Genomic DNA, 12747 nt, shown 5'->3' with positions numbered 1-12747 from the left:
AGGCGTAACCGATGAATCGCGTAATTAAAGTCCTGATGGTGGACGACGAGGAGCAGTTCCGCGCCACCACGAAAAAACTGCTTGCCCGCAAGGGCTTCGAAACGATCCTGGCCGGCTCCGGTGAGGAGGCGATCGAACAGCTGCGGCAGAACCCGGACGTGGTCGTCCTGGATATCAAGATGCCCGGCATGGACGGCCATGCCGCACTGAAGGAGATCAGGAGGCACGCCCCCGACCTGCCGGTCATCATGCTGACCGGGCACGGGGCCCTCCCCTCTGCCAAGGAGGCCCGGAGGGAGGGTGCGTTCGATTACCTGACCAAGCCCTGCGACATCGACATCCTGGCGGCCAAGATATCCGACGCCGTCCGGTCTATCGAGAAAGGCGGCCCGCCGGCGGAGAGGACCATGAAAGACGTCATGGTGCCTTTCGAGGCCTACACGACGGTGACGATGGAACAGACCGTCGGCGAGGCCATGGACGCCCTCCGGCGCAGCTATGGCGCGAGCGTGTCCACCAGCCGGATCCTGGAGACGGGGCACCGCTCCATTCTGGTCCTGGACCGCGGGGGCGAGGTGCAGGGGGTCCTCACGATCAAGGATCTCCTGGAGGCGATCATGCCGGTCTACCTGAGCGCGCCGAAGCCTTCGACGGCGGATAGCATCCAGTACTCGCCCATGTTCTGGAAGGGGATGTTCACGTTTGAGGTAAAGAAGCTCGTCAAAAAGCGGGTCCACGAGGTGATGTCGCACAGGCCCTCGACCATCGACGCGGAGGCGAACCTGATGGAGGCGGCCTACGCCATGGTGGGCACGGGCGAGCGGCGCCTCCTGGTGATGGAGGGAAAGAAGGCGGTGGGCGTCGTTCGGGAACAGGACCTGTTCTTCGAAATGGAGCGGATTCAAGGCGCCTGAAAGAGGGTCGGGAGGGCTGCGCCCCGTCCGCGGGGTGCTGCCAGGGGAAAGGCCCTGCCGGCACAGGCAACGGTGTCAGACGGGCCTTTTTTCTTGCGCTCCGCCCCGTGGCAGGGGTGAAGCCCACCAGACCGACCAGGCCCCCGAGTAGGTGATTTCCTGCCAGCGGCGCTCCTCTTCGCCGGCCTCGCTTTCCAGGCACAACTCGGCCTTGATCCAGAGAAGCCTGGCGCCTTCGGGCCGCGCGAGGAGGGTGGCGATCCGCTGCGGAAACTCCGTTCCTTCGAGTGACTGACCGGACCCGACTCGGGTCCGCGCTTTATGGATTTGAACGCCCCGGTCGTAGTCGATCCCGAATGCCCCCAGAAAGGTGCCGACGTCCTCGTCGTCGATGAGGTAGGTCTCGCCGTGCAGATCGAACTCCCTCCAGCCGAGGCGCGGGTCGGAGCCGTCGCGTTGCAGGACGATGCCTGCATCGTGCAGTTCGATCAGGTCGGCTTCTCTGTAGCTCTGCGTGTTCAAGAAGGTCCCTCCCCGATAGGATTTGAGCCGTCGCAGTGGCTGGGGCGAATCATATAACGGATTCCGCCCCGGCTGCAAAATAAATCGCTGTCTCGGACCGGAGGCCGGAAAGAATGCAGCGCCGCTGTAGGTGATTTGCTTTGCTTTGCGGTGCAGGTAGGGGTAGACTGAATTTGATATTCGGAAGGGGTTCGACCCTGGGCGAGCGCGTCAGCGGCTGGCAATGCCCAGTTAGTTTCCATCCGGAAATGGTCTTTTTTGCCAATCTCGGCGTCAATCTGCACGTTTGCTTGTGCGGCGACCTACAGGTCGCCTCCGCGCAAACGCTTGATTTCCTTGATATTGACAAAAAATCCTCATTTCCGGATTGGAAACTGGGTTGTACCGGGAAATCATTTCCGGATGAAAACCAGTTAGTTTCCATCCGGAAATGGTCTTTTTTGCCAATCTCGGCGTCAATCTGCATGTTTGCTTGTGCGGCGACCTACAGGTCGCCTCCGCGCAACCGCTTGATTTCCTTGATATTGGCCAAAAATCCTCATTTCCGGATTGGAAACTGGGTAGTGCCGGGAAATCCTTTCCGGATGGACACCAGTTAGGTGGGGCGGGCGGGTGTGCCGGCTTCGAATCGGTCTTGGCGGCTGCCGACTGGACCCCTTAGCGGGACCGTTGTAGGATGCCGCGGACAATGGGGAGTTCCGCGCATAGCGACGGCGACCGCTCCTCGGTCGTTTGATGTGGTGAAGGCTTTGTGAAATTTTGATCAAGACCCGCGTGCCCCAGGTACGCCGCAAGGAGCGAGCGGAATGGATGGCACCGATGCCGGTCTGGAGACCGAAAGGCTCCTCTCCGTTTGTTGAAAGGAGTTCCGCGGTATGAATATCCTGCTCGTCTACCCCCGCTTTCCGGACACCTTCTGGTCCCTGCGTTACGCCCTGCGTTTCATCCGCAGGGACGCATCGCACCCGCCGCTCGGGCTGCTCACCATCGCAGCCCTCCTTCCCGGGGAGTTCGACAAGCGCCTCGTGGACATGAACGTCGAGACGTTGACCGAGGGAGACCTCGCCTGGGCCGACATGGTCCTCATCAGCGCCATGGTCGTCCAGCGGGAGAGCGTGAAAAACGTGATCGCGCGCTGCAGAGAGAAGGGGTTGCCGGTGGTTGCGGGCGGACCGCTCTTCACGGCCGAGGTCGAGGAGTTCAGCGCCGTCGACCATCTGGTGTTGGACGAGGCTGAACTCACGCTGCCGGTTTTCCTGGCGGATCTGAAGGCCGGGCGCCCGAAAAGGGTCTACCGGGCCGACGGCTTCTGCGACATCGGGCAAAGCCCGACGCCGGCCTGGAGCCTCCTCAAGATGAAGAAATACGCCTCCATGAGCGTCCAGTTTTCGCGCGGCTGCCCCTTCAACTGCGATTTTTGCAACGTGACGGTCCTCTTCGGCCACAAGCCGCGCATGAAGCGGCCCGAACAGGTGATCGCCGAGTTGGACAGCCTTTATGCGCTCGGCTGGCGCAGCAGCGTCTTCTTTGTGGACGACAACTTCATCGGAAACAAGCAGTACCTGAAGACGCGCCTGTTGCCGGCCTTGATCGCCTGGCGGAAAGGCAAGAAGGGCTTCGTCTTCTATACCGAGGCGTCCATCAATCTGGCCGACGACCCGGAACTCATGCGGTTGATGGTCCAGGCGGGTTTCGACTCCGTTTTTATCGGGATCGAGTCACCTGACGAGGCCTGCCTGGCAGAGTGCCGCAAGAAGCAGAACACGAACCGGGATCTCCTTCAGAGCGTCAAGATCATCCAGCGGGCGGGGCTTCAGGTGACGGGCGGTTTCATCGTGGGCTTCGACAACGACACCCGTTCGACCTTTCAGCGCCAGATCGAATTCATTCAGAAAAGCGGCATCGTGACCGCCATGGTGGGCATCCTGAACGCGCCTCCGGGCACGCGGCTCTTTGCGCGGCTGCAGGGGGAGAACCGTCTGATCTCGAAGATCACGGGGGACAACGTCGACGGCACCACCAACATCATCCCCAAAATGGGGATCGAAAGCCTGCTCGAGGGGTATCGCACCCTGATGGGGCATATCTATTCCCCCAAGCACTACTATCGGCGCGTGAAGGTTTTCCTCAAGGAATTCGGTGTGCCCCGGGTGAAGGCGCCGTTGACCCTCCAGAGCTTCCTCGCCTTTTTCAGGTCCTGCTTTTTGCTCGGGGTGCGGGGTCAGGAGCGGTTCCAGTACTGGAAACTGCTTGTCTGGACGCTTTTGCGCAAGCCGCGGGTGGTGTCGCTGGCCGTGACGCTAGCCATCTACGGGCATCACTACCGCCGGATATGTGAGATGTACATTCTGCCGAAGCGCAAAGCCCTCCCTGCCGGGAAGGCATGACAGGACTCCTGGGGCGTTTTTCAGAGCCGCGCCATTTACCAGGGGAGAAGGGTGTCTACTGCCGACCGGGCGTTTCCTCGGCGGCATCGGCGCTCTTCTTGAGTTCATCGAGAAATTCTTTGAGAAAGGTGTCTTTTTCCCGCCAATCGGGTCCGAAATGCTTGTTGAAGGATTCGCCGAGGCGGCTGAAAAGCCTCTTCCAGACCGGTTTTCCTCCGCCCAGGACCACGTCTTCGAGATAGCTGCCGATCTCCGAAATCTTTTCCTTCGGAAGAAAAGAGAGCGCACCGAGCTTGATGGCGGTCTTGAGGGCGTCGGGCGTAAGGGCGTGCGCCGTGAGCATCACGGTGGGAAATCCCCTCGAGACGGTGTGGCGCAGGAGTTCGAAGCCGTTGACCCCCATGATGTCCAGTATGACGATGTCGTAGGTGTAGCTGAGGAGATACTGCAGGGCGGTGTCATAGTCGCCGGCCTTGTGAACGAGGCACATATCCAGTTCCTCTTCGATCGTTTCCAGGATATCCGGCTCGTCGTCCACCACCAGAACAACTTTATCCTTGAGGGGGCTTGCGGCTTTCATGACGGTCTCAGGCTCCTTTCGATCGGGTTGGCCAAATATCCTCCTTTCCGGATGGAAGCCGGCTCGCGCTGGATATAGCCTTCCCGGATGAATACTCAATAGTGGCTTGTATCTCCCGCAGCGGCGCAGTGGATTTCGGGGGATGCGGCACCTGCCGGTGATTTTAGCCTCCCTCTCTATAGCAGAGTTCCTTCCGCCAGTCAAAATCAATCACCGGGGCTCACCCGCAGGGGAATGGCAAAAGGCAAGGGGGCTTTGGAAAAGGTTTCCTGCGCCCTCATCCGGCGTGCCGGGCGCCATGCGCCGATCGGGGGTCGAAGGGCTTTGCCGCTGCGGCCGTTCAGGGTGGCGATTTTCGTGGAGTGTGCGCGCATCGTGCTACCCACGCCTTGATGTAATGTGCTAGACTGGGTTATTCAGAAGTGTTTTTCAATCATGGACAAGTTTTCAATCCGGAAATGAGGTTTTTTCTTCACCGGCTTTGCCTGCTCGGTCCGACCCCTTCGGGGCGGGTCCCGGAGCGCCTTTGCCGCCAAAGATCCGGCAAGGGCTGTCCAACCCCGGGAGGATGGGTTCGGGTTGAGAAAAGGCCCACTCCGGACGGAAACTGTGCCCCATCCTGAAATCGTTGTTTTTTTCTGATCGGAAAGGAGGATGATTTACATGACAGTCAAGATTGTCGGTGTCTGTTGCAGCCCGCGAAAGGGTAAGACCACCCGCTATGCGCTGGATGTCTGTCTGAAGGCGGCCGAAGAGGCCTTCCCGGATGTCAAAGGTGCGGTCATCGAACTGGCCGGGATGGATGTCCGCGGATGTATCGCCTGCGGGACGTGTATGAAGAAGCTCGAATGCAGCCAGAAGGATGATTTCCCGTCGCTTATCCCGATCTTGTCCGATCCCGACCTGGGTGGCCTTATCGTGGCCACCCCGATCTACCTCGGTATGATGACCAGCCAGTGCAAGGCATTTCTCGATCGGACGGTCATGTTCAGACGCAACGGCTTCAGATTCCGCAATGTCGCAGGCGGCGCGCTGACAGTCGGCGGCTTCCGCAATGGCGGGCAGGAGGCGGCGATCCAGGCGGTTCACGCCGCGATGCTCGTGCACGATATGGTCATTGTGGGTGACGGGAGCCCGGGGGCCCATCTCGGCGGGACCCTTTGGAGCAACCATCAGGGAGGGATCGAGGCCGACGACCTCGGGCTGACCACCGCACGGAGTCTGGGTGCGCGGGTGGCGGAAGTGGCGCTGAAGCTGCACGGGAAATGATGCGGCCGGGCGCGGGCGCTGCAAGAGGTGCCGGCGCCCCCAAAAGGCGTGAAAGATGATCGGCGATCAACGATCCGGCATGATTCTCGCCGGCGACATCGGTGGCACCAAGACCATCCTGGGTCTTTTCAGGAGGGGCGGGGCGAGGCCTGCGCTTCAGGTGTCGGAGACCTGGCCGAGCAGCGCCGCGGACGGTGTCCCGGCGCACGTAGAGCGTTTCCTCGATCGGCATCCCGCTGCGGTCGAAGGGGCCGTTTTCGCCATCGCCGGGCCGGTGATCGACGGGGTCTGCAAAACCACCCATCTTCCCTGGCTGGTCTCCGAGAAGGAGCTTCAGGCGCGTTTCGGCTGGCGCGTCCGCCTCGTAAATGACTTGGCCGCGGCGGGGTATGTCGTGCCGCTCCTCGAAGCCGGGGAGGTGCATGCCTTGAACGACGCCAAGCCGCGTTCCGGCGACACCATCGCCCTGATCGCACCGGGAACGGGCCTCGGGAATGCCGTTCTGTCTTTTCTGGACGGCCGGTATCGGCCCGTCGCCTCCGAAGGTGGACATGTGGACTTCGCGCCCGTCAACGAGGAGCAGATCGAGGTGTGGCGCTGTCTGGCGCGGCGATTCGGGCATGTGAGCGTCGAACGCGCCGCCTCGGGGCTCGGTCTGGTGAACCTGTTCGCATGCCTGAAAGAGATCGGCGGGTACTTCGTTCCCGATTGGCTTGCGGCCGATATGGCTCGGATAGACCCGGCGGGGGCGATCACGCAGGCCGCTCTGGAAAGACGTGAGCCGCTGTGCGTCAAGGTTCTCGAGACCTTCTGCTCCATCTTGGGGGCGGCGGCGGGGAACCTTGCCCTGACGGTGCTTGCGACCGGCGGCGTGTATCTGGCGGGCGGCATCCCGCCGAAGATCCTCCCGGCCCTCTCCGATGGCCGCTTCATGAAATCCTTCGTCGACAAGGGCCGTTTCAGCGGCCTGCTGCAGGGCATCGCCGTGAGGGTTATCCTCAACCAGGCGACGGGCCTTATGGGGGCCGCCCAGGCCGCCTTCGAAATGGGGTCGGAGGGCCCTTTGCGGACAGGCTGATGCCTGCCGCCCTTCTCGATGGAGCCGGAAAAACCGCGTGTAACTGCCGGGGCGATATGAGCCTTTACACCCCGATCCACCGGCGGAAAGGACGCTGCCATGCAAGAGCGAAAAGCGAACAGGCTGGCCCGGGAGAAAAGCCCCTATCTCCTTCAACATGCCTACAACCCGGTGGACTGGTACCCGTGGTCGGAGGAGGCCTTCGCCAAAGCCTCGGCGGAGGACAAACCCGTCTTTCTCTCGATCGGGTATTCCACGTGCCACTGGTGCCACGTGATGGAGAAGGAGTCGTTCGAGGACGAGGCGGTCGCGCGGTTGATGAACGAGGCCTTCGTCTCCATCAAGGTCGACCGGGAGGAGCGCCCGGACCTGGATCACGTCTATATGGCGGTCTGCAATATGATGACCGGAAGCGGCGGGTGGCCGCTCACGATCGTGATGACCCCGGAGAAGGCCCCGTTTTTTGCGGCGACCTATATCCCGAAAGAAAACCGCTTCGGGCGGGTCGGGATGCTCGAACTGATCCCGCGCATCCGTGAGGCCTGGCAAACGCGCCGGGGGGAGGTCGTGCGCTCCGTCGAAAAGATTGCTGCCGCCCTGAAGGGGGTCGATGCGGATACCGCCGGGGGCGACCTCGGGCTCGCCGTGATCGAAAATGGCTGCCGGGAGATTGCGCAGCGCTTCGACGCGGTTCACGGGGGCTTCGGCCCCGCGCCCAAGTTCCCGACCCCGCACCAACTCCTCTTCCTCCTGCGGTGCTGGAAGCGCTCCGGGGACGCCAAGGTCCTCGGGATGGTCGAGAAGACGCTTGCGGCGATGCGCTTCGGCGGAATCTTCGATCAGATCGGATACGGCTTCCACCGCTATAGCACCGATGCCGAGTGGCTCGTTCCGCATTTCGAGAAGATGCTCTACGATCAGGCCCTGCTGGCGCTTGCCTGTCTCGAGGCCTGTCAGACGTCCGGCAAGGCGCTCTACGCGGAGACCGCGAGGGAGATCTTCGCCTACGTCCTCCGCGACATGCGCTCTCCGGAGGGGGCCTTCTACTCGGCCGAGGACGCCGACAGCGAAGGCGTCGAGGGGAAATTCTATGTCTGGAGCGCTGAGGAAATGCGGCGTGTCCTCGGGGACGAGGATGCGGGCCTCGCCATGGAATGGTTCGACGTGAGGCCGGAGGGGAACTTTTTGGAGGAGAGCACCGGCCGGAAGACCGGCGGAAACATCCTGCATCTTCGTGAATCCCTCGAAGCGATGGCCAAGCGGAAAGGCGCTTCCCAACAGGTGCTTGCGGAGCGCCTGGCGCGCATCCGGGAGCGGCTTTTTGCCGCGCGGGAGGAACGGGTCCGGCCGCACAGGGACGACAAGGTCCTGACGGACTGGAACGGCCTGATGATCGCGGCCCTCGCGCGCGGCGCGAAGGTCCTGGACGATCCGCAGTACGCCTCGGCGGCGGCTGCCGCCGGCCGTTTCATCCTCGGCAAAATGAGAGGACCCGACGGCGTCCTGCTTCACCGCTACCGCGAGGGGGAGGGCGGGATCGGCGCGTTTGTGGATGACTACGCCTTCCTCGTCTGGGGGCTCATCGAATGCTATGAGGCCACCTTCGAGGAGGAATGGCTGCGCTCCGCCCTTGTCCTGAATGACAGGATGCTGCAAGGGTTCTGGGATCGGGATCGGGGTGGGCTGTTTTTTACGCCTGAAGAGGGCGAGACCCTGATCGTCCGTAAGAAGGAGATCTACGACGGGGCGGTCCCGTCGGGGAACGCTGTGGCGATGCTGAACCTCCTGCGCCTGAGCCATTTCACGGGGCGGAGCGGCCTCGCCGATCGCGCCGCCGAGCTTGCGCGCGCCTTTTCCTCCCGCATCGGCGATATGCCCTCGGCCTACGCCTTCTTTCTGACGGCCGCGGATTTCGCAGCCGGGCCGGTATCCGAGGTGGTGTTGGTGGGGAGGCGGGAGAGCGCCGACCTGACGGGTCTCCGCCGGGCGCTGGCAGGTCGGTTCCACCCGAATCTGGTGGCGCTTTTTCGTCCGGGAGATGAGCCCTCGGCCGAGATCGATGACCTGACCGGCTACACGTCCGGCTACCGGATGCGCGATGGAAAGGCGACGGCCTATGTCTGCCGCGGACAGGCCTGCAAAGCGCCGACGACGGACGCCCGCGGGATGCTTTCCATGCTGGAGTGAAAAGAAAGGCAGCGCTTTTGAAGACAGCCGCAGCCGGAGAATCAGGAACCCACGGGCTTGGCCGGGCGGCCGGGGTGATCAGCGCGTTTACGTTTCTCAGCCGGATCCTCGGGCTGATCCGCGACATGGTTGTGGCCCGTTTCTTCGGCGCCGGCATGGCGGCCGATGCCTTCTTCGTGGCCTTCCGCATCCCGAATTTTCTGCGCAGCCTCTTTGCGGAGGGGTCCCTGACCATCGCGTTCATCCCGGTTTTCACCGAGTACCTGGCCCAGAAAGGGAAGCCGGCCGCGTTCGAGCTCGCCCGGACCGTCCTGACCCTCCTCTCGATCATCCTGGTTATCTTGAGTGTGGCAGGAATTCTCCTCGCACCCTGGATCGTCCGCCTGCAGGCCTTCGGCTTCGGGGGCGGCACGGAGAAATACGCCCTGACGGTGCTGCTGACCCGCATCACCTTCCCCTACATCCTGCTGATCAGTCTGGTCGCCCTGTTCATGGGCGTCCTCAACTCCCTCCGGCGCTTCGCCGCCCCGGCCGCCGCCCCGATCTTTCTGAACGTGGGCATCATCGCGGGGGCCTACTGGATCTCGCCGAGGCTGAGCGAGCCGATCATCGGGGTGGCCATCGGCGTGCTGCTCGGCGGGTGTATGCAGGTCGCACTCCAGATCCTGCCAGCCCTGCGGGCGGGGATGAGCCTCAAGCCGCGCTGGCAGTTCGCCCACACGGGGGTGAAGCGGATCGGCCTCCTGATGCTGCCCGCCATCTTCGGATCGGCCGTCTATCAGTTCAACCAGATCATGGGCACCCTGATCGCGTCATTCCTGCCCGAAGGGAGCATCTCCTGGCTTTACTACGCCGACCGGCTGGTGCAGTTCCCGCTTGGGGTCTTCGCGATCGCCATCAGCACCGCCTCCCTCCCGACGCTCTCAGGTTATGCCGCCAACCGGGATTTCGAGCGCTTTGGAAGGACCCTCGAATACGGGATACGGCTGGTGTTCTTCATCACGCTTCCGTCGATGATCGGTCTGATCCTCCTGCGCGAGCCGCTGGTGGAGCTGTTTTTCGAGCGGGGCGCCTTCGACAGTGTGTCGAGCGCCATGACCGCCCTCGCCCTTTTCTATTACTGCCTCGGGTTGTGGGCCTTTTCGGGGGTTCGCATCCTGGTCTCGGCTTTTTATGCCCTGCAGGACACACGGACGCCGGTCAAGATCGCCGTTGTGGCGCTCGTCACGAACCTGAGTCTGAGCCTGGCCCTGATGAGCCCCTTGAAGCACGGCGGCCTGGCCCTGGCGCTCACCCTGGCCTCCACGGTGCAGTTTTCCTGCCTCCTGATCCTGCTCAAAAGGAGGGTGGCGGTGCTGGCCTTGAGGCCGGTCGGCCGCTCTATCCTGAAGTCCTTTTCCGCCGCCGTCCTGATGGGGGCGGCGATCCTGCTCTACGAGCACTGGACCCTGCCGATGAGCTTGTGGGGCGCCGGCTTCTGGCCGCTCCTGACGCGCATCGCCGCGGCGATCGTCCTGGCGGCGGTTGTTTATTTCGGGGCGGCCATGGTGCTGCGCTGCGCCGAACTCGATGCCGTCCGCGGCCTGCTCCGCCGGCGCTAGGGAACTGTGTCTTCGCATCCGCCCCGTAGCGATCGATTCGGATGGTGCGTCTATGACTGGGCGAATTCCGCCTTCGCCACGACAGTCCTGGCTGCCGTCCTGCCGGTCTATTTCGCGGAATGGGTCGTGCCGCCGGAGGGCGCCGCCCTCACCTGGTTCGGGCTGGATACGGTCTTGAGCGCCACGAGCCTGTGGGGATACGCCAACGGGCTCGTCTCGATCTTGGTGATCCTGACCGCCCCGGTCCTGGGGGGGATCGCCGATTTCAGCTCCCGGAAGAAGCTCTTCCTCATGACCGGCGCCTACGCCGGCGCCCTCGCCACCCTGGGCCTCGGCTTCTGCGGCGCGGGGGACGTGCAGGGGACCCTTCTCCTTTTCTGCATCGGGCAGTACGCCTTCGTGAGCGCGAATGTCTTCTACGACGCGTTTCTCCCGTTTCTCGCAACGGGCAGGGACATGGACCGGCTCTCCGGGCAGGGGTATGCCCTGGGATACCTCGGAGGCGGGCTGCTGCTCCTGTTGAACGTTCTTTTCATCCATTTTCATCAGGCCTTCGGGGTGGATCAGGAGGTGGCGGTGCGCCTGTCGCTTGCCTCGGCCGGGGTCTGGTGGGGCGGCTTCAGCACCGTGACCCTTTTCATGCTGCGGGAGCGTTCCGCGTCCGTTTCGGTGCGAACGGGGTTGAGCTTTTCGGTGCGAAAAGGTTTTTCTTCGCTCCGCGAGACCGTTCTGCACATTGTCAGGCGGCGGAACCTGCTGCTCTTTCTGGTCGCCTACATGATCTACAACGACGGCGTGCAGACGATCATCAAGATGGCGGCTATCTTCGGCAAGGAAGAACTGGGGCTCTCGAGTTCCACGCTTCTCGGGACGTTTCTGATGGTGCAGTTCGTCGGGATCGCAGGCGCGCTCGGCATGTCCCGGGCGGCCGAGACGCTCGGGGTCAGGCGGACGATCCTGCTTGCCCTGGCGGTCTGGCTGGGGCTGACGCTCTTTGCCTTCAGGATGCGGACCCCGGGGGAATACTGGATCATGGGGTTGGTGGTGGGGCTGATTCTCGGGGGGACGCAGGCCCTGTCCCGTTCGTTTTATGCGCGGCTCGTCACCCGCGAACGTGCCGCCCAGCTCTTCGGGTTCTTCTCGGTCTTCTCCAAGTTTTCCGCCGTCTGGGGGCCTATCCTGTTTGCCCTGATCCGGCAGTTGACCGGGACGGCCCGGCTTTCGATCCTCTCCGTCTCGGTCTTTTTCCTGGTGGGCGGGGCGATCCTCTGCTTTGTGAAGGAGCGGTGAGGGGGCGTAACCCCCGCCCTATTTGACCCGCCGCAGCCGCTTTCGTTTGAGGGCGCTCGTGAGGATCCGAAGGATCGGGCCTTCGAGACTCTCCCAGGCGGCCTCCGACTTCTTGATGATGCGGATCTCCTTCGGTTTGACGCGGATCTCCGTGATGCCCGGCAGGCTCATCAACTCCTGGACGATCTGCTTTCCGATCGCCCCGAGGGAGGGAAGCGACTTTATTTTGTCGGGGCCGTAAGGGGCTCGGAAGGACTCGACGAGCGGGTTTGAAACCGTGTCCCGCGTCAGGTAGGATCGGATCTCTGCATTCGGATGCCGATAGACCGCAATCTCGGGTTCGCTATCGGTGTTTTTCCCGTCGCTCATCGTCTGTCCTCCTCGCTGGGGTTGCCGGTGTTGCCGTCCGGAAAGGGTTTGCGGCCGATCGTCTGGGATGAAGGCCCGCATCTCCACTTGCGCAGCCCGGCCGATTGCGTCTGCGGCCTCAGCGGAAATGGGCCTGAGATGCGCGGGCGGATCGGATCTATGCCACCCCGACCGCTGCCGCCCGCAGGGACCCCCACCGCAGCCGGGCGGGACCGGCCCGTGGGGCGCGCGATGGCCGCTTTCCAGACGTTGCGCAGCGTCGCGGTTCCTGAAAGGAGGTCGTCTCCCGCCACGGGGATTGTTTTCTGAATGGCGCGGATGCTCGACACGCCATCCGGGCGGTGCATCCGGAGCCGGGGATCGTTTCCGGATTGGAAACTGAGTTCGACCGCGAAATCATTTCCGGATGGATACTTAGGATAGAAGTGTAGCGCGTCGCCCCGGAATTTACAATCATCTGCATGCGGACCCCTCAGGCCGGCGCCGCGGCTGGGTCCGGGAGATGGAACCGGCTTCCCTGTACGGAACGGTTTCCCCCTATGGAACCGGT

At 62.8% G+C, this 12747-nt stretch carries 13 protein-coding genes; 9 read left to right on the top strand and 4 right to left on the bottom strand.

Going from position 1 to position 12747, the window contains the following annotated elements; translation table 11 throughout:
• Window positions 1-11: 11 nt before the first annotated feature.
• Complete coding sequence (locus ACZ500_RS07755) at window positions 12-914, top strand: response regulator (protein WP_464231934.1); 903 nt, start codon at window positions 12-14, stop codon at window positions 912-914.
• A gap of 75 nt (window positions 915-989) precedes the next feature.
• Here the strand turns inward: ACZ500_RS07755 and ACZ500_RS07750 are convergent, their stop codons facing one another.
• Window positions 990-1436, bottom strand: a complete 447-nt coding sequence (locus ACZ500_RS07750; protein ID WP_464231933.1) for a hypothetical protein — start codon at window positions 1434-1436, stop codon at window positions 990-992.
• Window positions 1437-1684: 248 nt separating this feature from the next.
• On the opposite strand from ACZ500_RS07750, the gene ACZ500_RS07745 reads away from it, so the two are divergent.
• Window positions 1685-2035: a hypothetical protein gene (locus tag ACZ500_RS07745; RefSeq protein ID WP_464231932.1), complete on the top strand. Its 351-nt coding sequence runs from the start codon at window positions 1685-1687 to the stop codon at window positions 2033-2035.
• A gap of 276 nt (window positions 2036-2311) precedes the next feature.
• On the top strand, window positions 2312-3823 hold the full coding sequence (locus ACZ500_RS07740) for a B12-binding domain-containing radical SAM protein (protein ID WP_464231931.1): 1512 nt from the start codon (window positions 2312-2314) through the stop codon (window positions 3821-3823).
• Between the two features lie 55 nt (window positions 3824-3878).
• Here the strand turns inward: ACZ500_RS07740 and ACZ500_RS07735 are convergent, their stop codons facing one another.
• The gene (locus ACZ500_RS07735) at window positions 3879-4403 is read right to left on the bottom strand and encodes a response regulator transcription factor (protein ID WP_464231930.1); all 525 of its coding nucleotides are present in this window, start codon (window positions 4401-4403) and stop codon (window positions 3879-3881) included.
• Between the two features lie 234 nt (window positions 4404-4637).
• On the opposite strand from ACZ500_RS07735, the gene ACZ500_RS07730 reads away from it, so the two are divergent.
• From ACZ500_RS07730 to ACZ500_RS07705, 6 genes are all read left to right on the top strand, one after another.
• Complete coding sequence (locus ACZ500_RS07730; RefSeq protein WP_464231929.1) at window positions 4638-4796, top strand: hypothetical protein; 159 nt, start codon at window positions 4638-4640, stop codon at window positions 4794-4796.
• A 270-nt stretch (window positions 4797-5066) separates the two neighbouring features.
• Window positions 5067-5672 (top strand): flavodoxin family protein, encoded by a 606-nt coding sequence (locus tag ACZ500_RS07725; RefSeq protein WP_464231928.1) that lies wholly within the window; start codon window positions 5067-5069, stop codon window positions 5670-5672.
• A 55-nt stretch (window positions 5673-5727) separates the two neighbouring features.
• On the top strand, window positions 5728-6750 hold the full coding sequence (gene glk, locus ACZ500_RS07720) for a glucokinase (protein ID WP_464231927.1): 1023 nt from the start codon (window positions 5728-5730) through the stop codon (window positions 6748-6750).
• A gap of 99 nt (window positions 6751-6849) precedes the next feature.
• Complete coding sequence (locus tag ACZ500_RS07715; protein ID WP_464231926.1) at window positions 6850-8937, top strand: thioredoxin domain-containing protein; 2088 nt, start codon at window positions 6850-6852, stop codon at window positions 8935-8937.
• On the top strand, window positions 8934-10538 hold the full coding sequence (gene murJ / locus ACZ500_RS07710; protein WP_464231925.1) for a murein biosynthesis integral membrane protein MurJ: 1605 nt from the start codon (window positions 8934-8936) through the stop codon (window positions 10536-10538). The genes ACZ500_RS07715 and murJ overlap by 4 nt, the downstream gene beginning before the upstream one ends.
• A 6-nt stretch (window positions 10539-10544) precedes the next feature.
• Window positions 10545-11828 carry an MFS transporter gene (locus tag ACZ500_RS07705; protein ID WP_464231924.1) on the top strand — a complete coding sequence of 428 codons (1284 nt, stop codon included), beginning with the start codon at window positions 10545-10547 and terminating at the stop codon, window positions 11826-11828.
• Window positions 11829-11846: 18 nt separating this feature from the next.
• Here ACZ500_RS07705 and ACZ500_RS07700 read toward each other — a convergent pair whose 3' ends face one another.
• Both ACZ500_RS07700 and ACZ500_RS07695 read right to left on the bottom strand, forming a co-directional pair.
• Window positions 11847-12197 (bottom strand): hypothetical protein, encoded by a 351-nt coding sequence (locus ACZ500_RS07700; protein ID WP_464231923.1) that lies wholly within the window; start codon window positions 12195-12197, stop codon window positions 11847-11849.
• Window positions 12194-12544, bottom strand: coding sequence for a hypothetical protein (locus ACZ500_RS07695; RefSeq protein WP_464231922.1), 351 nt, complete (start codon window positions 12542-12544; stop codon window positions 12194-12196). Before ACZ500_RS07695 ends, ACZ500_RS07700 begins: the two co-directional genes overlap by 4 nt.
• Window positions 12545-12747: the final 203 nt, after the last annotated feature.

It is taken from the genome of Desulfatiglans parachlorophenolica, from assembly GCF_055394735.1.
Note: the sequence above shows the minus strand (reverse complement) of the source record. Positions and strands in the feature narration are given on the sequence as shown.

What these genes read in the sequence shown, in the direction of transcription:
- ACZ500_RS07755 (WP_464231934.1), top strand. Translation starts at nt 12, where the DNA reads ATGAATCGCGTAATTAAAGTCCTGATGGTGGACGACGAGGAGCAGTTC.
- ACZ500_RS07745 (WP_464231932.1), top strand. Translation starts at nt 1,685, where the DNA reads ATGGTCTTTTTTGCCAATCTCGGCGTCAATCTGCACGTTTGCTTGTGC.
- ACZ500_RS07740 (WP_464231931.1), top strand. Translation starts at nt 2,312, where the DNA reads ATGAATATCCTGCTCGTCTACCCCCGCTTTCCGGACACCTTCTGGTCC.
- ACZ500_RS07735 (WP_464231930.1), bottom strand. Translation starts at nt 4,403, where the DNA reads ATGAAAGCCGCAAGCCCCCTCAAGGATAAAGTTGTTCTGGTGGTGGAC.
- ACZ500_RS07730 (WP_464231929.1), top strand. Translation starts at nt 4,638, where the DNA reads ATGGCAAAAGGCAAGGGGGCTTTGGAAAAGGTTTCCTGCGCCCTCATC.
- ACZ500_RS07725 (WP_464231928.1), top strand. Translation starts at nt 5,067, where the DNA reads ATGACAGTCAAGATTGTCGGTGTCTGTTGCAGCCCGCGAAAGGGTAAG.
- glk (WP_464231927.1), top strand. Translation starts at nt 5,728, where the DNA reads ATGATCGGCGATCAACGATCCGGCATGATTCTCGCCGGCGACATCGGT.
- ACZ500_RS07715 (WP_464231926.1), top strand. Translation starts at nt 6,850, where the DNA reads ATGCAAGAGCGAAAAGCGAACAGGCTGGCCCGGGAGAAAAGCCCCTAT.
- ACZ500_RS07700 (WP_464231923.1), bottom strand. Translation starts at nt 12,197, where the DNA reads ATGAGCGACGGGAAAAACACCGATAGCGAACCCGAGATTGCGGTCTAT.
- ACZ500_RS07695 (WP_464231922.1), bottom strand. Translation starts at nt 12,544, where the DNA reads ATGCACCGCCCGGATGGCGTGTCGAGCATCCGCGCCATTCAGAAAACA.